General features: G+C 43.7%; 35 protein-coding genes. 32 read left to right on the forward strand and 3 right to left on the reverse strand.

Translation table 11 applies throughout. The annotated features are described in order from the left end of the window. Positions 1–97: 97 nt before the first annotated feature. Together ADS79_RS07320 and ADS79_RS34850 are read right to left on the reverse strand one after the other, a co-directional pair. Positions 98–1336: a hypothetical protein gene (locus tag ADS79_RS07320; protein ID WP_049737749.1), complete on the reverse strand. Its 1239-nt coding sequence runs from the start codon at positions 1334–1336 to the stop codon at positions 98–100. A gap of 45 nt (positions 1337–1381) precedes the next feature. Then, complete coding sequence (locus ADS79_RS34850; RefSeq protein WP_049737750.1) at positions 1382–1909, reverse strand: helix-turn-helix domain-containing protein; 528 nt, start codon at positions 1907–1909, stop codon at positions 1382–1384. Between the two features lie 138 nt (positions 1910–2047). Between ADS79_RS34850 and ADS79_RS07330 the strand changes: the two genes are divergently transcribed. From ADS79_RS07330 to ADS79_RS07360, 8 genes are all read left to right on the forward strand, one after another. Next, entirely contained in the window at positions 2048–2299 is a 252-nt protein-coding gene (locus tag ADS79_RS07330; protein ID WP_049737751.1) for a helix-turn-helix transcriptional regulator, read from the forward strand. Between the two features lie 83 nt (positions 2300–2382). After that, positions 2383–2532, forward strand: a complete 150-nt coding sequence (locus tag ADS79_RS35565) for a hypothetical protein (RefSeq protein ID WP_162839508.1) — start codon at positions 2383–2385, stop codon at positions 2530–2532. A 162-nt stretch (positions 2533–2694) separates the two neighbouring features. Continuing rightward, a complete protein-coding gene (locus tag ADS79_RS07335; protein ID WP_049737752.1) occupies positions 2695–2955 on the forward strand; it encodes a helix-turn-helix domain-containing protein in 261 nt (86 codons plus the stop codon). 15 nt (positions 2956–2970) lie between these two features. Then, positions 2971–3297, forward strand: coding sequence for a hypothetical protein (locus tag ADS79_RS07340; RefSeq protein WP_049737753.1), 327 nt, complete (start codon positions 2971–2973; stop codon positions 3295–3297). 482 nt (positions 3298–3779) lie between these two features. Beyond that, positions 3780–3953 carry a hypothetical protein gene (locus ADS79_RS35570; RefSeq protein ID WP_162839509.1) on the forward strand — a complete coding sequence of 58 codons (174 nt, stop codon included), beginning with the start codon at positions 3780–3782 and terminating at the stop codon, positions 3951–3953. Continuing rightward, entirely contained in the window at positions 3946–4941 is a 996-nt protein-coding gene (locus tag ADS79_RS07350) for a DnaD domain-containing protein (protein ID WP_049737755.1), read from the forward strand. Before ADS79_RS35570 ends, ADS79_RS07350 begins: the two co-directional genes overlap by 8 nt. Before the next feature lie 39 nt (positions 4942–4980). Next, positions 4981–5160: a hypothetical protein gene (locus ADS79_RS07355; protein WP_049737756.1), complete on the forward strand. Its 180-nt coding sequence runs from the start codon at positions 4981–4983 to the stop codon at positions 5158–5160. Between the two features lie 36 nt (positions 5161–5196). After that, positions 5197–5877, forward strand: a complete 681-nt coding sequence (locus ADS79_RS07360; protein WP_049737757.1) for a DUF2786 domain-containing protein — start codon at positions 5197–5199, stop codon at positions 5875–5877. 272 nt (positions 5878–6149) lie between these two features. Here the strand turns inward: ADS79_RS07360 and ADS79_RS07365 are convergent, their stop codons facing one another. Further along, the gene (locus tag ADS79_RS07365) at positions 6150–6533 is read right to left on the reverse strand and encodes a hypothetical protein (RefSeq protein ID WP_049737758.1); all 384 of its coding nucleotides are present in this window, start codon (positions 6531–6533) and stop codon (positions 6150–6152) included. Positions 6534–6679: 146 nt separating this feature from the next. Between ADS79_RS07365 and ADS79_RS35955 the strand changes: the two genes are divergently transcribed. From ADS79_RS35955 to ADS79_RS07480, 24 genes are all read left to right on the forward strand, one after another. After that, positions 6680–7129: a hypothetical protein gene (locus ADS79_RS35955; protein ID WP_236699907.1), complete on the forward strand. Its 450-nt coding sequence runs from the start codon at positions 6680–6682 to the stop codon at positions 7127–7129. A 178-nt stretch (positions 7130–7307) separates the two neighbouring features. Continuing rightward, positions 7308–7514 carry an XtrA/YqaO family protein gene (locus ADS79_RS07380; RefSeq protein ID WP_049737759.1) on the forward strand — a complete coding sequence of 69 codons (207 nt, stop codon included), beginning with the start codon at positions 7308–7310 and terminating at the stop codon, positions 7512–7514. A 105-nt stretch (positions 7515–7619) separates the two neighbouring features. Beyond that, positions 7620–7769, forward strand: coding sequence for a hypothetical protein (locus ADS79_RS35210; protein WP_161807263.1), 150 nt, complete (start codon positions 7620–7622; stop codon positions 7767–7769). Next, positions 7766–8290, forward strand: coding sequence for a sigma factor-like helix-turn-helix DNA-binding protein (locus ADS79_RS07390; protein WP_049737761.1), 525 nt, complete (start codon positions 7766–7768; stop codon positions 8288–8290). Before ADS79_RS35210 ends, ADS79_RS07390 begins: the two co-directional genes overlap by 4 nt. Before the next feature lie 78 nt (positions 8291–8368). Beyond that, positions 8369–9670, forward strand: coding sequence for a PIN domain-containing protein (locus ADS79_RS07395; protein WP_049737762.1), 1302 nt, complete (start codon positions 8369–8371; stop codon positions 9668–9670). A 268-nt stretch (positions 9671–9938) separates the two neighbouring features. Further along, positions 9939–10538: a tyrosine-type recombinase/integrase gene (locus ADS79_RS07400; RefSeq protein WP_049737763.1), complete on the forward strand. Its 600-nt coding sequence runs from the start codon at positions 9939–9941 to the stop codon at positions 10536–10538. A 194-nt stretch (positions 10539–10732) separates the two neighbouring features. Further along, positions 10733–10912 (forward strand): HNH endonuclease, encoded by a 180-nt coding sequence (locus ADS79_RS36530; RefSeq protein ID WP_307725613.1) that lies wholly within the window; start codon positions 10733–10735, stop codon positions 10910–10912. 76 nt (positions 10913–10988) lie between these two features. After that, positions 10989–11849: a TIR domain-containing protein gene (locus ADS79_RS07405; RefSeq protein WP_049737764.1), complete on the forward strand. Its 861-nt coding sequence runs from the start codon at positions 10989–10991 to the stop codon at positions 11847–11849. A 248-nt stretch (positions 11850–12097) separates the two neighbouring features. Then, entirely contained in the window at positions 12098–12721 is a 624-nt protein-coding gene (locus ADS79_RS07410) for a P27 family phage terminase small subunit (protein ID WP_049737765.1), read from the forward strand. Further along, positions 12714–14474, forward strand: coding sequence for a terminase large subunit (locus ADS79_RS07415; RefSeq protein WP_141260965.1), 1761 nt, complete (start codon positions 12714–12716; stop codon positions 14472–14474). Before ADS79_RS07410 ends, ADS79_RS07415 begins: the two co-directional genes overlap by 8 nt. A gap of 14 nt (positions 14475–14488) precedes the next feature. Continuing rightward, positions 14489–15784, forward strand: coding sequence for a phage portal protein (locus tag ADS79_RS07420; RefSeq protein WP_049737766.1), 1296 nt, complete (start codon positions 14489–14491; stop codon positions 15782–15784). Next, positions 15777–16376 carry an HK97 family phage prohead protease gene (locus ADS79_RS07425; RefSeq protein ID WP_049737767.1) on the forward strand — a complete coding sequence of 200 codons (600 nt, stop codon included), beginning with the start codon at positions 15777–15779 and terminating at the stop codon, positions 16374–16376. Before ADS79_RS07420 ends, ADS79_RS07425 begins: the two co-directional genes overlap by 8 nt. 43 nt (positions 16377–16419) lie before the next feature. Then, positions 16420–17631 carry a phage major capsid protein gene (locus ADS79_RS07430; protein ID WP_049737768.1) on the forward strand — a complete coding sequence of 404 codons (1212 nt, stop codon included), beginning with the start codon at positions 16420–16422 and terminating at the stop codon, positions 17629–17631. A 12-nt stretch (positions 17632–17643) separates the two neighbouring features. Further along, positions 17644–17991: a head fiber protein gene (locus ADS79_RS35960; RefSeq protein ID WP_049737769.1), complete on the forward strand. Its 348-nt coding sequence runs from the start codon at positions 17644–17646 to the stop codon at positions 17989–17991. Positions 17992–18002: 11 nt separating this feature from the next. Further along, positions 18003–18551 (forward strand): phage head-tail connector protein, encoded by a 549-nt coding sequence (locus ADS79_RS07440; protein WP_049737770.1) that lies wholly within the window; start codon positions 18003–18005, stop codon positions 18549–18551. Then, on the forward strand, positions 18552–19028 hold the full coding sequence (locus ADS79_RS07445) for a phage virion morphogenesis protein (RefSeq protein WP_049737771.1): 477 nt from the start codon (positions 18552–18554) through the stop codon (positions 19026–19028). It begins immediately after the preceding gene. An 11-nt stretch (positions 19029–19039) separates the two neighbouring features. Further along, complete coding sequence (locus tag ADS79_RS07450) at positions 19040–19390, forward strand: hypothetical protein (protein ID WP_049737772.1); 351 nt, start codon at positions 19040–19042, stop codon at positions 19388–19390. Next, positions 19377–19868 carry a phage neck terminator protein gene (locus ADS79_RS07455; protein ID WP_049737773.1) on the forward strand — a complete coding sequence of 164 codons (492 nt, stop codon included), beginning with the start codon at positions 19377–19379 and terminating at the stop codon, positions 19866–19868. Before ADS79_RS07450 ends, ADS79_RS07455 begins: the two co-directional genes overlap by 14 nt. Beyond that, positions 19858–20862 carry a DUF3383 family protein gene (locus tag ADS79_RS07460; protein ID WP_049737774.1) on the forward strand — a complete coding sequence of 335 codons (1005 nt, stop codon included), beginning with the start codon at positions 19858–19860 and terminating at the stop codon, positions 20860–20862. Before ADS79_RS07455 ends, ADS79_RS07460 begins: the two co-directional genes overlap by 11 nt. Positions 20863–20879: 17 nt before the next feature. Then, entirely contained in the window at positions 20880–21275 is a 396-nt protein-coding gene (locus ADS79_RS07465; RefSeq protein ID WP_049737775.1) for a phage structural protein, read from the forward strand. Between the two features lie 26 nt (positions 21276–21301). Beyond that, positions 21302–21628: a hypothetical protein gene (locus tag ADS79_RS07470; RefSeq protein ID WP_049737776.1), complete on the forward strand. Its 327-nt coding sequence runs from the start codon at positions 21302–21304 to the stop codon at positions 21626–21628. After that, positions 21591–21776, forward strand: coding sequence for a hypothetical protein (locus ADS79_RS35435; RefSeq protein WP_141260963.1), 186 nt, complete (start codon positions 21591–21593; stop codon positions 21774–21776). Before ADS79_RS07470 ends, ADS79_RS35435 begins: the two co-directional genes overlap by 38 nt. A 51-nt stretch (positions 21777–21827) precedes the next feature. Then, the gene (locus tag ADS79_RS07475; protein WP_049737777.1) at positions 21828–23966 is read left to right on the forward strand and encodes a phage tail tape measure protein; all 2139 of its coding nucleotides are present in this window, start codon (positions 21828–21830) and stop codon (positions 23964–23966) included. Further along, positions 23966–24466 carry a phage baseplate protein gene (locus tag ADS79_RS07480; RefSeq protein WP_049737778.1) on the forward strand — a complete coding sequence of 167 codons (501 nt, stop codon included), beginning with the start codon at positions 23966–23968 and terminating at the stop codon, positions 24464–24466. Before ADS79_RS07475 ends, ADS79_RS07480 begins: the two co-directional genes overlap by 1 nt. Positions 24467–24474 lie beyond the last annotated feature (8 nt).

The following is a 24474-nucleotide window of genomic DNA, read 5'->3' on the forward strand; positions in this document are numbered from 1 at the left end:
AAAGGAGCGCTTATAGGCGCTCCTTTTGGTTTACTCTTTATTAAAATAATATTTATTAACTAACGTGAAAAAAATAAATTTGTCTTTGAACCTTACTTCATCCTTTTACGAATATAAACGGTTGCCATTTTTCATTAACCTCATCAATCTTCCACGCATCTCCCACCTTTTTTAATTTAAACACAGTGTAACGTACCTGGCTTTTCCAATGCTCTTGAACCCAGATAGTATCTTCCTCAGGTACAGACATTTCCATCCCGATGTATTCATTTTTAGGTAACCCATTATAATTTTCCAGAACAGCCCATTCTTTCTTCAGAAGAACAGGAGATATTAAACCCATTTTAAGCTGATAGCACTCAGCCGTTAGTAAAGATAACCATTTCTCTGTGTCTTTTTTTCCTAACACTCCGTATTCATAAAAGTTATTTACTAATGCTGTCTGCGCTTTAGCGTCATTAGTAATTTGCTGAGTATGGTCATCAGGAAAATATTTCTTTACTTCTTTGAATTTTGTAACAGCAAACGTTTCAATTTTACTAATTCTATCCTTAGGGATTTTATCGATACTCTTAGTATCAAGGTTGTAGCCAATAAAGTAATCGTTTGCAAGGTCTATAGATATGTAATACTCTACATTATTTTTCTGATTATAAACGACTGATATTGAACCTTTACTAGTCCCGTGATTAAATGTGGCGTCTATTCTATCTTTTTGAGCGAGGCTACCTTGAATAAAGACGTGTACAGTCAACGCTAAAAGGTTGGTTACAAGAGATATAATAAGAAAGAGGGAGACAATGAGCTTTTCAAAGTGACGAGTCCGGTTCTTACCATATTCATTATTTATGATAAGTATAGAGATTAAAAACGAAGCAACTCCGAATGAGCCTATGTACTTAATGAAAGAAGGATTGTTATACAGTCCATAAAGATAAATGCAAAGCATCGGAGCAACAATAAAAAATAATTTAAACCCGTAGTTTAAGTATTTCTTCGAGCGATATGCGTCAATTGTTCCCCAAAAAGAATTGTTTTGTCTTCTTGGATAATAAAGGAGCACGTAAAAAATAAGGGTAAATATTCCTCCTAGGATGCTTTCGTATAATTTGTTATGCAAATATGTAATGCCATTTATTAGATAAAGTGAGGAGCTAGCAGGTACGTACTCAAAACCAATGTTCCAGATATTTGATAATTGAGTAAAAGCCATTACTGAACCCTGAACGAAAATAAACCCTATATAGTAAGTAACAGCAGCTATTATTGCCGAAAAAGAGATGATTCGTAGCCCGATTTTATTGAAAAGTGGAGCAAGTACAATTCTACGATTCATTACTGTCCCCCTATAGACATTAGTAATATCACGATGAAAAAAGCCCTAATCATTTTTTGGGCTTTTTTTGATGTCTTCTGTTATCTCAAAAAGAGATCTAGATCTTGTTGATTTTATGTTGTTTTCTCGCATTTGCCGTTTAATATCCATGAAATGTTTTCTCAATTCCTTTTTTTCTTCTTCAGAAGCATCTAAGTAACCATCCAAGAAATAGAAGTCATCTGGATCATCGGTCAATTCCTGGAGCAATTCACCTTTTGTAAGAGGTTTAGATACTGAGTAAATGGGTTTTGATTCTGCAAGGTCCATATTAAGCGGCATATCATCAGTACGTTTAACATATTGCATCTTCTCCGGATCAAAAGCATATGAAATCCCAGTTAAGAGATAGTCAACAGATACGTTAAATATTTCAGCTAGCTGTTTAATGTTATCCAAAGAAGGTTCTCGACGACCTTGCTCATAAAAGCCATAGGCACTTTCAGAAATGCCTAACTTATCGGCAACGTCTTTTTGCATTAGCTTGTGTTGTTTTCTTAGAGACTTGAGCATACTCGCAATGGTAGAAGTCATACAAACACCCCCTCCGATATTACAATTATACAACGGTCTGTTGGATTCGGAAAGAAAACCAACAAAATGTATGATATTGATTGACATCCTACAGATAGTTGGGTAAGATAAGACTACAAAACGTTGGGAGGTGGTACTTTGAAGAAGCGTCTGTTACTCACTCAACTTAGAAAAGAACGTAAATGGTCGCAGAAAAATGTTGTTGAAAAGATCTATTTACATAGCGGTTTAGTGATATCTGTGAGCTATTACGGAATGATTGAACAAGGAGTAAGGACTCCGAAACTAGAGCTTGCGTTAGCGATTGCTAGCTTAATCGAAAGAACACCTGATGAAATTTTTTTTGAACAGGAAACCAACAATGTGTTGGGAAATAGAACAACTGCATAATTGAAAGTAGGTGAAGCAGCATGAATTCTCTCGGGTCGTCCTCCTATCCGCCCTGCATAAGTAAATTATATGGGGGTGGCGACATGGCGAGACGCAAGAAGACAACGTTGAAAATTGGGAAGGTCACGTATGGGGAAAGGGATCGTCTGGAAGCGTTCACTGCTGCATTTGCCCCGTACTTCGCCAAAGTTGAACCGAAGCCAGAGTTACAAAAGAAGGTTGCAAATGAGTAACGATTCCGGGTTATCCCGGCGTCGATGGACAAGCTGCTCAATAAAAGGATTCCCCCGGAGTAACCGAGGGAGTCGAAAGATGAGCACACCTTTATTGTAAAACCAAACTAAATAATTGTCTGTTCCACATTGGAAACTTTTGAAGAAAAAGGATGATTGAAAGTGAAATTTGGAGCCATTATTCAAGCATGTCGTGAACGGGCTGGATTAAGCCAGGAACAAATGGCTGAAAAGCTAAATCGCTCAAGGAGCTGCATCAGCAAATATGAGAACGACAAAAAGACGCTCGATGCTGAAACCTTGATGAGATGGGTGGAGGCGACTGGGGCCAAGGATGTAGCGGTTGCTTTCTTTTGCGGAATGGACGGACTGTCAATCATGCAGAACGTTATTGGATTGATGTTTACATTTTGGTTGATTTAAGGAGGGACGAGCTCCATGACAGGTAAGCAATATGGATATGTTGTACAGGCACTGGCTGAGGTTCGACATTTTGGGAAGGTTGATGAATTTAATCGGAGCAAACTGACTGAAACATTGCAAATAGTTCTGAATATCAAACTGTTAAATAGCTTTTTTGATCGGTTCGATGAAGAACAATTGTATCTAATCGCACAGGCATTGGATGATACAGCTGATCGTCGGCAACACGCATTTGCACACGACACTGAGAATATGCGCGAGACAGCCAAGCTCATTAGGGACACCAAGGCACGCCGAGAAACTGAATGGATCAATAACCGTTTCAAGGAGGGAATAGCGTGAAGCAGCCATATAGACTGACGGCGAATGGCAGGTACGTTGGAGCGTTATGTAAGGGGTGGGAAATTCGCAAATTCCTAGAAAATGAAAAAACCTCTCGCGGGAACGAGAGGCGACTTATTGGATAAGAGAATCATACCATACTTGAATGAGTGTGGACAAGCAGTAACGTGAGGCTTCGGCCCCGCGTGGAGGGTTCAGAGTTCTCCAGTATTAAACGGGAGATTGCACAGTCGCTGAGCTTTCCACGGGTGGTCGATATCACCCAATACATAAAGAGGTCCTATGGAGCCGCTATCAGGGCGGCAGTGCTGGCAGAGTGGGAAGGGCTGTTGGTGGCCTCCAAAAGAAAGAGGGGTGCATTATGCGTATCAAAAATGAAAAAGACCCCGCGTAGCAGCGCGGAGCCTCGAACATGTTTATTTACTTGTAGTATATCACAACGGACGAAAGTATTCCAAAAAATTACTGGGAGTACATTGGTTATGTGCAAATTAGTACGATGGTTTCCGCTTCCTGATTTGTATGGTGCGATTAACAATCCCGCGTTATTAAAGCGTTATGCGGTAGCGTATATGTACCGGAATTACCCGGATTGGAAACCAAAAACAATACAAAATTACAGAGTGTTGGCAGAGAGGAGCTGCTCGGATGGCTAGAGCAAGGAACATCAAGCCAAGTTTCTTTAAAAACGAAGACCTATCAGAATTAAGTGCTCATGCAAGACTACTGTTTGTTGGGCTGTGGTGCCTAGCAGACCGCGAGGGATTTTTGGAAGACCGACCAAAGCGCATCAAAGGCGAATTGTTTCCGTACGAGAACGTCAATGTTGACGAACAACTACAGGAATTACACCATATGGGTTTTATCTTGAGGTACGAAGTTGACGGAGAACGATTTATCAGCATTCCAAAATTTGTAGAGCATCAAAATCCACATCACCGTGAGGCGGCAAGTAAAATCCCGAAACCGCGCCAAACAGTTGGTAAGACAGGGGATGACGACCAAGGTAAGGCACAGCCCGAGTACAGCCTAGGGCTTTCCTCGGAATTTCCGAGCCAAGGCAATGCCGAGCCTACTGAAAGCCGTGCTGATTCTCTGATTCCTGATTCCCTTAAACTGATTCCTGATACTCTGATTCCCCCACCACTTAATACTCCAGCTGGGCAAGGGGATCAAAGAGAGGTCATGGTAGTCGGCGGCAGAAACTTGTATGTTTTCAAAAGTGTTATTGACCAGTACAAGCACTATTTTACCTTTGAACCAAATCTAGCATTAGTGGAGCTGCTTCACAGCTACCTTGATGATGGAATGGAGATTGATCTTATCGCGTGGGCAATGCGTGATGCAGCAGAGAAAGGCAAGGTTTGGAACTACGCTAAGGGTACAATCCAAAACCTTTTCGCTAAAGGTGTGAAGACAGCAGAGCAAGCCGAAAAGGCTGATCAGGAATACCAACAGAAACGGGAGATCGGTTCCTCCGGTAAAGTTGTGAAAATGACAGACAAGCTTCCCCAAGCCGTTCAATGGCAGATGGAGCAAGAAAAGAACGGTACGCAGTTTGAGCGAGGAAAATCGATTGCTGACGATCCAGAGTTAGCTGCAATGCTTGCAAATCTGAATAGCAAAAAGGCTTCTGGCAAGTAATCTCCGCGATCATACCAGTATCTAAAAGGGGTGGTTGAAATGGCGAACGCAACAGGCAAGGGCTCTCGAAAATCCGCGAAAACGGAGAAATCAGAGTTGACACAAGGACTGGAAAACAAGTCTGGAGCTCCGCAATCTGAGGATTTTATCGAGGTACACGTCAAGTCAGGAAAGCAAAAGTGGTATCAACTGGCTTGGTGCTATGAAAAAGCTAATTAGGTGACTGCATCAAAACAAGGCGAGGAGAGGGATATTTTGTTAAACGAGAACATTTTGCGGAAAGTCCGTAAAGCCCTGGCTCTAGCTAGTAACAATCCATCAGAACAAGAAGCGCAATCCGCAATGTTAATGGCGCAGCGTGTTTTGGCAGAACATGGTTTATCTATACAGGATGTTCAAGAGTCGGAAAACGAGCAGGAAAAGAACGTGATTCATGAACATGCCACTGAGTACGGAAAGACTATTTGGTGGAAGAAGCGTTTATCTGCGATTGTAGCTGAGAATTTCCGGTGCTTTAGTTACATCAACAAGAGAAGCAACGCATCCCAAATTAGGTTTGTTGGACTTGATTCTGATGTATCACTGGCGATTGAAATTTTCAAATTTGCTTGCGAAACAATCCAGTACCATTTATCAAAATACCGACAAGAACTAAAAGAAAGCGGGTACCGGAAAGTGGAAGTCACATACATGGGCAACGATTACTTGAAGGGTTATCTTCGTGGCCTGGATCAAAAATTCAAAGAACAGGTTGAAAAAAATAACTGGGGTCTTGTTCTGGTGAAGGATGCACTCGTTGTTCAGGAGCACGAAAGTATGAACCTGAAAAAGAGCAAGCCAACAGGTGCATCCTTTGGCGGCAATAACGGAGCGTATGAACGCGGGTTTACGGACGGAAAGAGTTTCGATTCGAGCAGAAAAATGATTGCTAACTAGAGATTTAACACAATGCTCATTAAGGAAAGTTGGTGATTTGCTTGTACCTTTCCAATGAAGAGCTAGACATGCTGAAAATTATGATTGATTGCTTAAATGCTCAAGTTGAACTAATCAAAGAAGAGCAGGAGCTTGTAGAGAAAATCCATCAAAAGGTGCTCAAGGAGAAAGCGAAAAGGGTCACTTAACAAATTGTGTAAAAGGAATAACCCTGCAGCAGCTTCTCCCACAGGGTTTCCATCATTGTAGCTGAAAGAATCCAGCCGAGACAGTTAAAAAGTTCTTCTAATCACTGGGATTCTCCGTGCTCCATTACGAATAAGCCTTTGCGCTCGTTCACGGCTGATTCTAACAAGTACTGAAATATCTGTTGAGTTTTCAACATCGAAGACTGAGAAAAACCGACCGTTGGCGGACAGTACTCCTTTAAACTCAACTTTCGTTCCAGGGCGAGCTTGTGGGCGTCTGTTCTGAATAATTGTTCGCATTACACCCGCATTAATGAGACTTCTAGCTTGTTGGGGCGTTGTACGAACTGCAAAAACGGGGTCAATTTCAACACCAGGCGCCTTTGCTTCCACTTCAACAATTAGGAAAAATCGATCTCCGATCCGTGCAATGCTATTTGCCCCGATTGTAATCGGCTGTGTTGCCATGAGATATATCACCTCCTTGTACCAAAATATTCAGGAGGTCACGAAGGGGACAAGGGCATCACCACAATTTTCGATTTTTGGTATTTTGACTAGAAGAATAGACGGTCCATGATTCTTATTTACTTATTAGTTAGGGAGGAAAGAAGATGCTGAAAAAGGGTGACAAGGTTGTCATGCACACTTGCTTGGCGGCTAGCATTCCTGCTTATCAAGGGAAAGTATGGACTTGCAAATCGGAAGAGTCCATAGCGGAGAACGGAAAGCCTGTGGTGCTTTTGGAAGGGTTTCAAGGACCATTTACAACTGAATACTTGCAAAAGGTTAATATGCCAAATGTAAGGGAGCCAGTCCTTTGGTTCGCTGAGCAGATGGAGCTCAAGCTTCAGGAGAACGACCACAAAGGCGGCTGGGAAAATTGCGGGATCTTCTGGTTGAGGGGAAGGCTACTCGAAGAAGCCAATGAGCTTAGTGGTGTGATGTACGCAGGTCACAACAGCGAATCGGGTCTTGACTTAGAAAATATTATCCGAGAGGCATCAGATGTTGCCAACTTCGCGATGATGATTGCTGACCAGGCCCGGAAGCGTTTGGCTTAACAAAACGGTAATTTAAATAAGTACTTATATACAAATTTTGAAAGTGATATGAATAAAACAAAAGCAAGTAATTAAACACAACATTAAGGAGTAAAAAAAGAAAAGCCCCCAAACGGGAGCCCGAAAATATGTTCGCAAAACTATTATAACACGGGTCACCTGACAGGGGGAACAGAAGATGAGCACACGAGCAACAGAAATAGACATTGATTTAACGAAAATGACAGTCACTGTACCGATAGGACAAGGTATACAAATGGTATTGATTGATCCAAGGCAAGGGAAGGCAAAGGTTGTACCGATTGTCCATCACGGCGAGACAATCGTGAAATCGAGCCAAGGACGAATTTCAAAACTGGATTTTAACGAAAGTGAGCTTTTTTAATCAAATATCAAGCCTGATACCGAGATACGGGAGGGCGTCAGACATACCCACATGGAGGGGTGTGTTCTGGCGCCCTTTTTATTTTGCGAAGAAAGGGATGCTCTCATGAAAACAGATTGGAATAAAGGGCGGAGACAACAGCAGCAGCAGTATTCGTTTGGCGAGATTAAGCGATTTATGGGCGATACAGGTGGGCGTCGTTTTCTCAAAGACAAAGCCGATAATCGCCGCAAAACAAAGGAGGATGCTCAATGAAAGACTTGTTGAAATCATATAAAGCAACGCGACGACAATTGAAACAAATTCATAAAACCGAGGAGTCTCCAGCTATTCGTTCTTATTGGTCTGGAAGTATTAGGGATGTTGATTTTATTATCGAGTGGCTTGAAAGCGGGCGGCAGCCTGTAAGTATAAGAGGGATGGAAAGGCGATCTAAGAAACAGCGGGAAATACTTGTTGATCCATTTAAAATGCAAAGCTATGTAAGGCCTGGTACTGGCGGTTGTCGAGTGCATGCAAACGAAGAAGATAGAAATCTAATAGACCTCTATCTAAACGTTTTGTCTGAACGGGAGCAAGAATGTTATCTAATGGTTTACGGGGGTGGGATGACACACGCAAAGGCAGCGGAATTACTAGAAATTAGTAGGGGAAATGTCTCGACACTCCTTTCTAGGGCACATCAGAAAATTGAATTATTACAAGCACTTATAGCTATCCTTGTGATGGCTATTTTTTTAACGGGTGGCTATAATGTGAGAGAAAAAGGAGTATAAAATCTATCTGGGATAAATTATAATAGATGTATTACTGGAAAATATATCCTTGTTTAAAGGGTTGGAGGCTTAAAGTGCATGAATATTTTTATTGATGCAAATATAATTTTCAAAGATCCATTTTTTAATAAAAATAATTTCAACAGAACGCTATTAGAATTAACTGAACATGAAGAAGTTACCATCTATATAAGTGATGTTGTTATTCAAGAAGTCAAACGAGGGCACAATGAATTCATTAAAGCTAAAATTAAATCTATTACTGATTCAACTGCGGATATTCAAACATATCTTACATCTAAATCTATTTTAGAAGTTAAGCTGGATATAGATGATTTTATGCAAGAGTTTGATGATTTCTTTACACTCTTAAACAATCAAGGGAAAATTAAAAAAGTAGGATACTCGGTTAGGGTAATTGACGAACTTATTAACCTAGATATGCATAATATGCCTCCTTTTATAGCCAAACATGAAGTCGGATTAAAGAATAATCAATTATTAAGATACTCAAATAAATCTATTAGAGATGCAATCATATGGTTCTCTTACATTGAATATATACAGAGTCAAGAACTCAAGAATTGTTATTTCATCTCAAATAACACTAAAGATTTCAGTGATTTACAATTATTTAAGAAAATGGAAGATAGGAAGGATTCAGAGCCGTATGTCCTTCATCCTAACTTGACCCAAGATGTGTTAACACCGTATATCTCATCAGAGGCATTTCTTAAGCATAATCAAAGTAAAGTGGAAAAATTCTTGAATGAAATAGCTGAAGAAAAATTCCAACAGCAACAAATAAATTTTATCAGTAATTCAAAATACCTCTTCTCCTTAATGAGTGCTCAAGACATAATTAATGAACACAAAGTTAAAGAAATCATCGAATTAAATTATAATAAGCAAATTGTAAACGAAATTGACGACTATATAGATGGACTACAAGCAGAAGATATTCATTCTGATTACTTTATGGGTGGTTACGTACAACCAGAATCACTAAGAATTGGTGATCCGCAAGTATACCTGGTATCCATCGAAGAATATGGAGGCGAATTGATAGTTTCTGCTGATCTTACTTTTAAATATGATGTGAGTGTATACATCTATAACCCCGTTCATGATAGCAGAGAAGATAAATTCCAGTATCACGAGACTGAGACCTTAGAGTTTGATATCTCCGTAAACTTTGTAATATCTTATCCTAACGATGATAAGATTTTAATACAGCAGAATCCGGATTTTGAAGATTATGAAGTTACGGATTTTATAGTCGAACATTTCGATATAGAATCTATTAACAGTCACGAAGTTATTAACCATAAGCCGCTTTTTCCAGAAGACTATGAAATGAATTTTATCAAATATATGTAATTGGTTAGAAACAAATTCCCCTTTTCGTATAGTAAATACCTCGGTGATGTAGGTAGTTATTATGCCATAATAGGGGGGTTTTTATTTATAAATAGATACAAATGATTTAGTGTGGGGCAGAAGCCACCTATTTGTAAGAGCAAAAAATTTGATTCAAAGAGATTCTGTAAGATTGTAATTCAGACCAAGAGCGCCAAGCGCTAAATAGCAATTTTGCCTTGCCTGTGAGGAAGCCAAAAAATCTGACGAAACGAGAGGGGGGAGCAAAGTGGAAACCGTACAACCATTCCGAGATCGACAGCAGATCAAGACGATGAAGATTTTGCTTGGTCATCGGAATAAGCGGGATAAGCTTCTTTTCGTTCTCGGATTGAACAGCGGCTTACGGATCAGTGATATTTTGCCCTTGTGTATCGGGGATGTAATCGATAAGCGAGGGCGGCCAATCAAGCAACTTGAATTGATCGAACAGAAGACAAGAAAACGAACGAAGCGTAAAAAGAAGCTAATTGAGATTAGCGATACGATACGGGAAGCGATTGCTGAGTATTTAGCTGAGCTGGATGTGGTAGAGCGGGATCGACCGTTATTCTCCAGCCAGAAGCGGGACAAAGACGGTAACTATAAATCGATCACGAGGCAGCATGCTTGGGCGATACTTAATAGGGTTGCTCGCCAGATTGGTATTGAAGATCGCATCGGATGTCACAGTATGCGAAAAGCCTTTGGTTATCATGCTTGGCACAATGGTGTTCCTTTGGAATACCTAATGCGAATATTCAACCACTCAGATAAGCGGATCACGTTGGATTACATTGGAGTTACTCAAGAGGCAATACAAGAAGTGTATAAGACAATTAGGTTGTAGCAGGAGGTGTATCGCTAATAGCACTGAAAAAGTTTTGTCGTAAGCAGGGGTGTTCCAAGCTAACGGCTGACCAATACTGCGAAGCTCATAAGGATCACGTCAAGCAATACAACCAGGAGCGGGGCACTGCTGCACAACGCGGTTATGATGCAAGGTGGAGGAAATCAAGAGCAAGGTTTCTCCGCGACAATCCATTGTGTAAGGATTGTCTTGATGTCGGAAAAGTAATAGCTGCAACTGTCGTTGACCACATCACTCCGCATAGGGGTAATGTGGTTTTGTTTTGGGATGAAAAGAATTGGCAGGGGCTTTGTTCTACTTGCCATAGCAGGAAGACAGCGAAGGAAGATGGGGGCTTTGGTAACGGCAAATAAGTCTTTTTCTTAATGCTTGATGAAAAAAGGTAAACACCTCTAAATGTAGAAATATGTAGAAAGTGGAGGTGTTATTGTGGATCAATACAAAAATATGAAGTGCTTTATTGTAACTCCTATCGGTCCAGATGATTCAACAATTAGAAGGGCAGCGGAAGGAGTAATAGATGCTGTAATTGTGCCTGTTTTAACAAAAGAACTGGGATTTAAAGAGCAAAATATCCTTGTTGCACATCGAATGCCTAATCCGGGTTCAATAAATAGACAAGTTATATCACTTATTCTTGATGCAGATTTGGTAATTGCAAATCTCACTGGTCTTAACCCAAATGTTATGTATGAGTTGGCAGTACGTCATGCTGTTAGAAAACCAGTAGTACAGATTTGCGAGAAAGATACTCGACTCCCATTTGATATTGCGGAAGAGAGAACAATCAAATATACGAATGACATTGCGGGTGTAATAGACTTGCAAAACAAAGTCAAAGATATGGTCTGCCAAGCGTTGGGCGAATCAGAGCCCGACAATCCTATTTATAGGGTTATCCAAAGTAATATCATCCAACAAGCTCCTATTGCGGACGCAGATAAGTATTTAGCAAATCGGTTAGAACGTATAGAAGATTTATTATTTTCTATGGCACGAACATCAGGAAAGAAGTCAAACTATGTTAAAAATGAACCTTATATATATCATTACAACATTTACATTCAGGTCATCAAGTGGGGCCCAGATGACTTACAGACATTCTTATCATCGTTAGCCCCTACTTGGACGGAATTCACAGTTTCATCAAGCATATTAAACGAAAAAGAAATGATGACCATAAACATGACTACATCTTTGGATTCTGGGATGCTTAAATCTTCTCTTCATAAACTTGAAAAAGAAGGTCTTATTAAAGTTATTGATTTGAAAGAATATGCTATGGCTTAAACCACTTTTTAATAAGTGGTTTTTTATCATTTAAGGGGAGTTAGTTGAAGTAATTATTGCTCTGACTATAATGCCAATCAGTTAATTGGAATGAGTATCTCTGTGGGCTTATCTGTAAGGTAACAAAAGATAAGAGGTAACCCCCCTCCCCTTAAAATCTAGGGAAGACACACTATAGACCGCGTGCCCCCTTAATCGCGTAAAAATTCGTTTTATCAAATTTTCGGAGAATCTGGGAGGTGAACCCGATGGGACGGAATGCAAAGCCAACTTCTCTGCACCTCGCGGAGGGGAATCCGAACCGGTTAACGAAAGAACAAATTCGTCATCGGCAAGAGAACGAAATTAAGCTTGGAAAAAGTGAGCTTGATAAGCTAAAGCCCCCGTCATTTGTGAAGAATGACGTGGTTGCCTTCGCTCACTGGAAACAATGCTTGAAGGAATACAAAGCGGCAGCTGAACAGAATATTGAGCTGCTAACAAGCTCTGATGTAGGCCTGCTGGCGATGTACTGCCGGACATATTCGGAGTATGAAAAGCTGCTCAATCAGTATCAAAAACTAGAGAAAATTGCAATCAATCAGGACGTTTTTGAGGACTATTTCGAGGGGATTTATGAAAAAGCGGCAGTAAATGATGAGGACGTTAAACTATTCGGCCTAAAGGCACAAATGTATCTCTCTCAACTGGCGTCAATCGAAGGTGTACTTAAAATCGAGACGGCGATCAATAAGAAAATGGACATGCTGATCAAAATGCAGGATCGGCTGTTCCTGAATCCATTGTCAAAAGTGAAGAGCGTGCCAAAGCCGAAGAAGGATGACAAGCCACCAAGTAAGTTCGGTAAGTTTGGAGCTGGTCGGAGTGGTTAGGGAACAGAGATATCCTTACAACACGGTGCAGGAATGTGACCGAGTTACCGCCTACGCTCTTGCAGTCGTAAATGGTGAGATTATAGCGGGGCAGACTCAGCGTCAAGCGTGTGAGCGACACCTGAACGATTTGAAACGGCAGGGCACAGAAGAATTTCCCTACGTCTGGAACCCGGATAAAGCCCACGAGATTATCGAATTTGCTGAATCCCTAACGATTGCAGAGGGAGAGGAGCCACAGCCACTTGAGTTGTGGGGCTTCCAAGATTTTATTTTTGGGAGCTGGAATGGATGGGTAACAGAAGACGGCTACAGGCGTTTTCGTACCTCCTACGTTCAGGTAGCTAGGCAGAACGGGAAGTCGCTTGGGAATGCAGTTCCTTCTCTCTTTTATGGCAACTTTGATGGATACAACTACCCGCAGATTTATTGCACGGCTACCAAAGAGCTGCAGGCACGGATCGTGCTCAAGGAATGTATTAAGTTCATTAACGCTGATGAAGAGCTCGGCGGGTCGCAATACGAGGACGGGTTATTTGTCGTCAAGGAATATGCGGCAAAGATTGAATGCAAAGTTACGAACGGCGAGATTCGAGCGCTGGGCAGGGACACGAAATCGATCGACGGCTTCCGGCCATACTTTGCCAGTGTGGACGAGTACCACCTGCACAAAGACAATCAGATGTATAAGTTACTCGCTGACGGGACGAAGAAGCTCAAACAGTGTCTTATTTCAGTCATCACGACAGCTGGCTTCGATATTAATGGCCCGTGTTATGAGCTGTACGAATACTGCAAAATGGTGTTGTCTGGTGCTCACAAAGATGAGACGCAGTTTGTTTTCATTTGCGAGCTGGACAAAGATGACGACGTTTGGGACGAGGCCAACTGGCCCAAGGCAAATCCACTTTGGACACCTGAAACACTGGTAAGCTTGCGTGCGGATGCGGTAAAGGCGAAGCAGATGCAAGGAACGGAGCTGCGCAACTTCTTGACCAAATCATTGAATCGCTGGGTAATGTATGCTGACAACCAGTACATGAACATGGAGCACTGGAAGGCTTGCGAATCCGATACAACGATTGAGGACATGGCAGGACGCGAGTGTTACCTTGCTTTTGACTTGTCTTCCGGCGGTGACCTTACCTCTGGTGCTTTGGAATTTCCTCTGAATGAGGGCGCCTGCCAAAAATACTACATTCATTCGCATAGTTTCATACCAGCCAAGCGTGTCGCGGAACATGTAAAAACAGATCATGCACCATACGATATGTGGATCATGGAAGGGCTGTTGACGCCGACCGAAACGTTAGGTGGGGTCAAAACGGACTACAAGTACATCATCCGGTACTACCGAGACTTGATAGCTAAATATGACTTGAAACTCAAAGGCATCGCATATGACCCACATAATGCGGATGCTTTTTTGTCTGACCTGGAAGAGTTTGGCGTGGATTGCGTGGAGATCACTCAAAGCGCAAAGAGCCTCAATGATGCAACGGTGGATTTCAGGCTCGAAGTAGAGGCGGGGAACGTCATCTATGATAGTCGAAACAAGCTGCTGACTTGGAGCATGGCCAATGCAAAAACAACAAGTAACAGCTTCGGGGAAATCAAGATCGATAAAGACCCAATGGCTAAAACTAAACGGATCGACCCGATAGACGCCATAATCGATTGCCATAAGCTGGTCATGTCACATCGAACAATAGACCTGAACAGCCACATTATGAGCGATGACTTTTCGTTCTAGGGAGGAGGTGAAGCATGAGACGAAAGGGATACTTCCGGCGATGGTGGGAGCAGCGGTCCGGCGAATTATCAAATCTATTAAACCCCAAGCAATGGTTTTTAGACCTCTTCGGAGGCGGAGCCAAGACCTCCAGCGGGCTAAGGGTTACAAGCTCATCAGCCCTACTAAATAGCAATGTTTATACCTGTGCATCGATCCTGGGCGGGGACATAGGAAAGCTGCCGATTCAAGTTTTTAAAAAGCGTGGGAGCGGGCTAGAAAAAGACGACTCCCACCCTGTTGCCAAGCTGCTAGGAATCCGGCCAAACTCGCACATGAGCGCCTACACCTTCAAAGAGCTGCTTCAAGTGCATTTAGTTGCATGGGGAAACGCCTACGCAAATATCGAGTGGTACGATAGTGGTCCTTACAATGGACAGCCAAAGGCGCTTTGGCCCCTCGATCCATCCAGAACGGATGTCCACCTTGACCCGGTGACAGGGGAGCTATGGTATGTAACCACTCTCCCGAGCGGGGAGACGAGAAAAATTCGCTCTGCAGATATCCTGCATCTCAAGTCTATTAGCCGTGGTGGAATAAAAGGAATCACCCCTATCGCTGTCATCCGAGAAGAGATTGGCGTACAGCAAGCTCAAAAGAAATTCCTTGGTTCCTTTTATGCAAACGGGACAACTACCCGAGGCATCTTGAAAGTTCCAGGCAGTCTCGATAAGCCAGCCAAGGACAAGATACGGGATGAATGGCAAAAGGTAAATTCGGGCCTCAGTAACGCCCATCGAATCGCCATTCTCGATGCTGGTTTGGACTACCAAAGTTTGGGGATGAACCTGGATGATGCTCAGTTTATCGAAACGCATAAGTTTGGGATTGGTGAGGTAGCAAAAATTTATAAGATACCACCGCACAAGCTTGGCTTAATGGACAAAGCGACATTTTCCAACATTGAACACCAGTCTTTGGAGTATGTAAAAAGCACCCTGCAACCGATCATTACGAACTGGGAGCAAGAGCTAATCTATAAATTATTCACGGAAATGGAACGAAGACGATACTATGTGAAATTTAATCTGACCAGTGAGCTTCGCGGCGATAGCATTAGCCGCGCACAGTTCTACAGAGAAATGATCACAATGGGCGCCTATACCATTAATGAGGTCCGTGAATTAGAAGAGCGAGACAGCATTGGAGACCTGGGCGATAAACATTTTGTCAGCCTGAATTTTGTGAGTCTGGACAAAATGGACCAGTACCAAATGCTAAAAGCTGGCCTTGGAAAAGAGGCACCGAAAGGGGGTGAGAGTAGTGGGTAAAAAAGAAATCAGATTTCTCCCAGTCGAAGATATTGAAGTCCGTAGCTCAGGTGATGAAGGATCAACGACAAGCACGATTGCTGGATATGTCGTCAAGTTCAATCAACGTAGCCAATTGATTTGGGGGGAATTTTACGAGAAGGTTGCCAAAGGTGCCTTTGCCCGTAGCCTTGCAGAAAACGTAATCAAAGCGTTTTGGAATCACCGAAGTGATTTTGTATTGGGGTCCACGAAAAACGGTACTCTTCGTCTATGGGAAGACAATACTGGTCTTCGGTTCGAGTGCGATTTGCCAAACAGTACATGGGGAAAAGACGCGTTTGAATCTATTTCGCGCGGGGATGTGGACGGCGTAAGCTTTGGGTTCAGTGTCCGGCAAGATTCGTTTACGTATCTCAAAGAAGAGGATGTATACGAGCGTACGTTGATCGATATAGACTTACGCGAGATTTCACCTACCCCATTCCCGGCTTACCCGGACAGTGAGGTTTCCCAACGTAGCATTGATCAATTGGGGATCACGACAAAGGAACAACGAAAGCTTGAAAAAGAAAAACTGTTACTCGAAATCGATTTGATTGGCTTGTGCTGATCGTCGATTTTTTTATTTCCTAATTCGAAGGAGGACTTTACTCATGGACGAAAGAGAACGCGAATTACGCCAGCAGCTGGCAGCAAAGTTGGAAGAAGCACGCAGCCTCACCAATGAAAACAAATTAGAGGAAGCGCGTGCTGCTGCGGAGGCGGCTAAAAACCTGCGCAAACAAATTGACTTGCTCCAAGAGCTTCGGGAAGCAGACACCCCTGCAAGCACCGTCCCGGCTGCCGCGCAAGAAGATGACCCTGGTCAAGAGTTTGATTTGAAAAAAGAGCACCGAAGCGCATTTGACAAGTACCTCAAACACGGCAAAGAGGCAGAGCTGACCACCGATGAACAACGTGCCTTCAAACAAATGCAACAGCAGGCACGTTCGATGTCGGAAGGAGACAAGGCAGCAGGCGGCATCCTCGTTCCAGAGGACATTTCTAAAGAGATCATCAAACAGAAACAGACGAAGCAATCTATTCGTAATTTGGTAGGTGTGAAGCCTGTTGGCACACTCTCAGGAAGTCGTGCAAAACGCCGTGGTACAAATCTCCGAATGAACAATGTGGATGAGAAACAGCCCATCAGTAAGATGGATACACCTCAATACCAAGAGGTCAAATACAAGGTACACCGTTTCGCAGGTATCTTTGAAGCTACTAACGACCTAATGGCCGACAGCGCAGTGGATATCACCGATGAATTGCGTGACTGGTACACCGAAATCTCATTGAACACGGAAAACGACGAGGTGTTTTATGGGATTGGCGGCGATGATTCCTGCGAAGGTATTTTTGTAACCGATAAATACCGTACACTGCCATGCACTACATTGGATATCAAGACCTTGCGGAAGCTGAAAAACATGGTGGACAAGGGATATAGAAACGGCGCGAAATGGGTCATGAACACAGCTGCAACGGAAGCGCTGGCCGACATGAAATATTCGGATGGCAAGAGTGTCTTGGTTCCCGATCCAAGCAAAGCGGATGTCTTTACGCTGTTCAGCTATCCAGTGGAAGTGTTTGACGAAATCAAAAATGAAGGTACTACTGAGCAAAAGACAAAACTTGCTTTTGGTAATTTTGAAGCCGGTTATTTCTTCTTTGATCGCAAGTCACTGGAGGCGAAGACCACCGACGTCGGCGGGGACGCATTCGACAACGACACTACCTTGACGCGAGTCATTCAACGTTTTGATGGCAAGCCTGCAAACGAAGACGCGATCGTAATTCTAACAGGCGTGCCAGTGAACGGATAAGGAGCGATAGCCATGGGCCATCAAACCAAAAACTACGTCACTGATAACGGGAACCGGACAGTCATAGGTGGAGTCCTTGAAATTGCGGGAGGCGGGCAGATCGTAAAAGACGGAGTTCCAATTGAATTAGGGGGCAACGCTTCTGACATTACGGATTCGTCGATTACTACTTCCAAGCTTGCAGATGGGGCAATCACACTTGCCAAGTTCGGAGCGGACGCAACCAAATCCTTAAATGGCAAGCTGACCGCCAAAAAAGCAGCTGCACAAGCAGACAGCACAGCAACTGGTGTAGAGGGTCTGGTTGCCGATTTTAACGAGCTGCTTGCGAAATTACGGGCAGCTGGCATCATGTCATAGGGGGTGGAAGTATGCTCGCCTCTCTTGACCGTGCAAAAAGGGTCATGCAGATACCTACAGAAGATACCAGCATGGATGAAACACTGTCACTCTTGATTGCCGCGGCTTCCCAAGCCATCGAGAACCATTGCAAGCGTTCGTTCCGGAAGAAGCTGTATACGGAAAGGATGAGTGGGTATCCCTCCCTGTATCTGAATCTCAGAAACTACCCGATCCATCACATTGAGGAGGTTCGGGCCGATCAAATTCTTGGTGATTATGAAGAGATCGGGGACGGAAGGCTGTATCGGGAATGGGGCTGGCCTATTGGGGAGCATAACATTTCTGTCACCTATTTAGGTGGATATGTCTTACCAAGCGAAGCCACGAAGGAGGAGCCACGTACCCTACCGGAGAGCATTGAGCTGGCTTGCCTTTTATATATCCAGATGATTGGTCGTAACCCTGGTGCAAAATCTGAACGGGTGGGGGATATATCCGTCACATACAGCGATGATTCTGAGGCACTGCCTGCCCCCGTTGCGGCGCTTCTGACGCCTTATGTGGGGAGGTGGGTGTAATTGGCTGGAGCGAGAAGAACAAGGGCAAGACGCGCAAATGTGGAGGTTACAGAGTCAACCTTTCTACCTGCAATCATCGCGAAGCTACGCGGTCTGACCCAAAAAGAGGTTCATATTGGTGCGCAGGGCGATGCTGAACTGGCTATGATTGCAGGTATCCATGAATACGGATCCCTAAAAGCAAAAATACCAGCGCGTTCTTTCATCGGCACAGGGAAAAAGAAATCGCAGGCAGCGATCTCCAAGCAAGCAAGGGCTGGTGTAAACAACATTGTTCAAAACAGCGAGACAGCAATGGGCTTGCTAGAAAAAATCGGAGCGATTGGGAAAGAGAAAACACTCAAAAACTTTGATAGGATTCGTACACCACCACTGTCCCCACGTTATGCCTGGAGAAAAAAGGGGCAGAAAAACAAAATCTTGGTGCAAGAAAAAGCCCTCCGGGATTCAATTACTTTCATAATCGTGGACAAATAGAGGTGGTCAAGGTGTTATCGTTTCGGTTTTCTCCCATTTTGTCGAGATACAATACACCATATGTTCTGGTCCGACCGGGTACATGCGGCTCCCATGATCCTGACGGTGTATGGATACCAGCCGTACCCATACGAACCACGTACATGGGACACATTCAACCTGTCAGCGCTGCCCTGCAACAAGAAGAGGGCGGTAACTATACAAATGAGGATCGAACCTTGTACACAATAAACAAGCACCTTGCTGGGGACCTGATTGAATACCAAGAAAAGCAGTACACAGTCCACGCGCCTGAAGAGCGGGACTACAGGGATGTAAACAAATACATGTTAAAGAAGGTGGTCGCCCGTGATCCCGTTTAAAGCCATCCGGTCGGCCATTGTTCAAAGTCTATCAGCTCATCTATCATTACCTATTATTGAAATGAATGGCGGAGGCGACATGCCAACGGGTCCATTTCTCACGTATGATTTTGCTGACTTCGAGAGCGCCCGTGGCTTTCCTATCGAATACCAGGAAGACAACAACCTTCGGCAAGTAGGGACGGTTCATTTTACTGTCTCTTTTTTGTCTTACGCGGACGATAAGGCAACCAGCATTGAGAATGCGATGAAAGCCCAAGATTGGTTCAAACGAGACGGACGTGAGCTGCTAAAAGATCAAATCAATGTCATCGTGGCTGAAATTGGGAGAAACGAAAATAGGGACATCCTTATTGCAGGCGAATGGGAGCGGCGTCAAGGGTTTGAGGTAACGTTTCGTACCCTGGATGTAACAGATGGTGAACTGATAGCAATTGAGAAAGCACAAGTGAAAGGAGTGTTTGGGCTTGGCGGTTAAAAGTGACGTTACTGTAACGATTGACATTCAACGACCTACGCCAAAACTAGGCTTTGGAAAGCCGTTAATTATCGGTACCAGTGCAGATGGCATGGATTATAAAACCTACTATGATCTCCCAGCTGTAATGAAAGATTTTGCAGAGAACACAGAGATTTACAAAGCTGCCTTTTCTTTGTTGAACCAGGAAGACAATTCTCCATCAGAAATTGCGGTCATGATGCGCAAGACAGAAGACGAGACGTGGACACAATTCATGACAAAATCTTTTGCAAAGGACTGGTATTTCCTAGTTTCGACCAGTGGCCTGGTAACGGACATCACGGCCATTGCTGATGTAATCGAACAAAACAATTCAAGGCAGTATTTTTTCAGCACATCGAGCAAAGAAGATCTTGCAACGATCAAAGCGAAAAAGTACACCCGCACCACGGGATTTTATCACACAACAACGGACAATTATCCAGAAGCAGCATGGCTTGGTGTAGCTGCTTCAGCAGATGTTGGAAGCATCACATGGAAATTCAAGACGCTGAAGGGCATTACTCCTTTGGATATAGACACAACAGAGTTAAATGAAATTCACAACCTGGGCGCAAACACTTATGTAACAAAAGCTGGCGATGATGTGACCAGCGAAGGGAAAACCGTTTCTGGTGAATACATCGACATTATCCATGCCCGGGACTATCTAGTATTTAGTATTCAGTACGCTATTCAAAAGCTGCTGAATCGTTCGCCTAAAGTACGCTTTGACAATACTGGTATTGCTCAGTTGGAAGGAGAGACTCGGACCATTCTGAAACGTGCTGATTTGAATGGGATGATTGCCCACGATGCAGATGGTCAGGCACTCTTTTCCACGTCTTTCAAAGGGCGAGACGAAGTAGATCCAGCCGATCGGGAGAAGCGTGAATACAACCATGGGAAATTCCGATTCGAATTGGCTGGTGCGATTCATGCTGCCGCAATTAAAGGAACGATTGTTCTGTAAAGAGGAGGGGAACGGATTTGAAAGCAGCTACGTACGATCCGAATGATCTTGCAGTCATTGTAGACAGTGTGTATCTTACTGGATTTTCAGAAGATATGGTGGAGATCGAAAAAGCGGAAAACAACTATGAAACCAAAGTGGGAGCTCAGGGGGACGTGGTTCGGACCAAGGTAAACAACCCATTGGCGACAATCTCTGTAACACTACTCCCAAGCAGCCCACAAGTTGCCTACCTGGACAAGCTTGCTAACTCAGGAAAGTTGGTGCCTGTGAGTGTCATATATTCCGGCACACCAAAAGAGACCACAACGGTGACAGAAGCCTATGTGGTGAAACCAGCCTCGCGTTCATATGGCAATGAGGCAGCAGATCGAGAGTATGAGATCCAATGCCTTGATATTGACATGCAATAAACCACATCCAAAGGAGACGATCAAGAATGAGTGCATTTAAACAGAAAACCTTTACTTCCAAATCAGGAAACACCTACATCTTCCAACACCCTGGCGTACGCATGGTATCCAAAATCAATGACTCCAGCAAAAATAAGCATGGTGTCTTGATGGAAGAGAGACTGGCTGAAGAAGTGTTAAAGCACGTCATTGTCCAACCCAAAATGAAAATAGACGATTTTGGTGACTATCAGGAATATCAAGAGACCATTAACAAGGCCTATGCCTTCATCGCAGGTAAAGATGAAGATGACGAAGAGCCAAAGGGTGATCCACATGACCATCAGCAAACAGGAAGCGAAACGACGAGCTAGGGAACGATGGCCATACTGGCGTTTGCTATTGTCTGATATCAACATTTCGTATTCAGACTTGAACAGTATGGATGATGACGATATTGCCGAAGCGAACGCAGCACTGGACATCCATATAGAGCAACAAAAAGAGAACCAGAAAAAGTAAGGAGCGTCCACATGGGCGCTCTTTTTGTTGCTGGAAGGTAGGTGCACAAAGATGGGTGTTATTAGTAATTTAATGTTTGCGGTTGGCTTCAAGATATCAGATCGTGGATTACGCGATGCCCAAAATCAAGTAGATGGGTTGAAAGCTGGTGTCATCGGCCTTGGTGTAGCAGCGGGTGCAGCCTTGGCTGGTGTTGGGATTGCTGCCATCAATGCAGCATCTGGATTTGAACGGGCAATGTCTCAGTTTCAAATGGCAACGAATTCAACAAATGAGCAAATGGAAGAGACAAAAGAAATTGCCAAAGACTTGTACGCGCAAAACTTGGGAAGTGATTGGGACGACTTAGGTAATGCCATGACACTTGCAAGACAAGTGACACAGCAAACAGGGGACGAGCTTCAACGAACAACGAGGGACGCCATCCTTTTGAGAGATACTTTCCAACTTGAGTTAAATGAATCTCTCAAAACATCCGACACGATGGTGAAAAACTTTGGAATATCTTCAGCAGAATCCTTTAACCTGTTCGCCCAGGGTGCACAAAATGGGTTAGACAAATCAGGCGAGCTGCTTGATTCTGCAAACGAATATGCTCCACAGTTTAAATCACTTGGCTTTACAGCAAATGAAATGTTCGATACCTTCTCAGCTGGCTTAGAAGGTGGAGCATTTAACCTGGACAAAGTCGGTGATGCTGTTAAGGAATTCAACATCCGGTCGAAAGATGGTTCAAAAAGCTCCATCGAAGCGTATGAAATGCTTGGGTTGAATGCAGAGGAAATGATGAGTACATTCGCCCGTGGCGGACCAGAAGCCAAGAAGGCATTTACACAGATCATGCAGATGATTTCAGACGTAGAGGATCCAGTTGCCAGAAATACCATTGGTGTTGGGCTTCTGGGTACGCAGTTTGAGGACCTAGAAGCTGGTGTAATTGCGGCGATGGCAACCACCAAGAGTAAATTTGACATGACGAAAGACACCATGGACGAAATAAACAAGGTCAAATTCGACAAACCTGGGGAAGCCTTTGAAATGTTCGGTAGGCAAATCGAAGTCGGTATTTTGATCCCGATCGGACAGAAAATGCTGCCGTATCTGAATCAATTCGGTCAATGGATGGCTGATCATCAACCACAAATTCAAGCCGTTGGGGAAATCATCGGAGATAAACTTGGCGCTGCTATTACGTTTGTGAGTGATGCCACAGGTTTTCTAGTGGAAAACATCGACATCATTGGACCAGCACTTGCAGGATTCGGAATTGTCATTTTGTACTCTTTACTCCCTGCATTTACTGCATGGATTGCAGCACAATGGGCCACAGCTGTAGCTGGTTGGGCAGCTATTGCTCCCTGGCTACCGTTTATCGCCATTGGTCTGGCTGTAGCAGCGGTGATCGCAGGCATTATCTATGTGTTCAAAAATTGGGGAACCATTAGTGAGTGGCTTGCTCAAAAGTGGGAAGCTTTCAAGGCGTGGACAATCAGTATTTTTAATAGCGTGGTTGAATTCTTCCAAACGTGGGGATCAACTATCTTGGTCATCCTTGGTGGCCCGGTCGCGTGGGTGGTTGCACTTGTTGTGAGCTATTGGGATGAGATTGTTGCTTTTACAAACTCAACATTCACAAGCATATGGACCTCGATAACAGGAACATGGGACAGTATCATTGGGTTTCTTTCCAGGATCAATTTGTTTGATATTGGCAAAAACATCATCCAAGGCATGATTGATGGAGTCGGATCCATGGCAGATCTAGTTATGGAGAAGATCACAGCCATTGGGGATGGCATCACCGACAAGATCATGAGCATTTTAGGCATCCATTCCCCTTCCCGAGTCATGATGGATGTGGGGGTTTACACGGGCGAGGGCTTGGCTCAAGGGATTGAGAGCATGCAATCACGGGTAGCTGGAGCGTCTGCAGGCCTAGCAGATGATGTCACAGCTCCACACGAAACACCCGTTGCAAGCCTACCACCAGCACGAGCAGCAGGAGTTTCCTCAGCAGCCGGCGGAGGAATCATGAAAATGGAATTGGTCATTAAAATTGATGTAACTGGTGGATCTGATGCAAGACAAACAGGGACGGCGATCGCATCCGAGTTAAAACCAGCCCTCCATGAAATCATTCAAAGCGCCGCACGTAGATTAGGCGTCCCATTGGTGGTGGAACATGCATAATGGCAACCATTAACGGTATGTATGTCCTGGCAGAAAGCGAAGATCCCAATTATGAGGTAGACGTCACGGATCAGCCTGTGGAGGACGGCGTTGACACGAGTGATCACGTACAGCGGAAACCTCGGCAGATGAGCATAACTGGCGTTATTGTAGGAAATGACGCCGCGCAGATCCGGCAAAACTTGATTTCGTTATCGGACAATGGCGAGATTGTCAAATTTATGGGACGAAATCTCTTCACAGGTGTGATTGTCTCTTTTAGCAGCAAACATGATTACAAGATCGCAAATGGATTTTCCTTTTCCATGGCACTCAAAGAAATCCGGATTGTGAAATCCTCTTACGTGGAAACCTTGCCTCTTCCCATCAAGGCGGCAGCTGCTCCTGTTATCAGCTCGGGACGAAAGCAGACAAAATCGAAAGGGAAAGGGAAGGAAAAGAAAGAGGAGAAGGTTGAAAAAGTGAAATTCAAGGCTGGAAGCCCTTGGGCTGAAAAGTAGGTGAGGCT

This window comes from Brevibacillus reuszeri, from assembly GCF_001187725.1.
In the GTDB taxonomy this organism is placed as follows: Bacteria; Bacillota; Bacilli; order Brevibacillales; family Brevibacillaceae; genus Brevibacillus; species Brevibacillus reuszeri.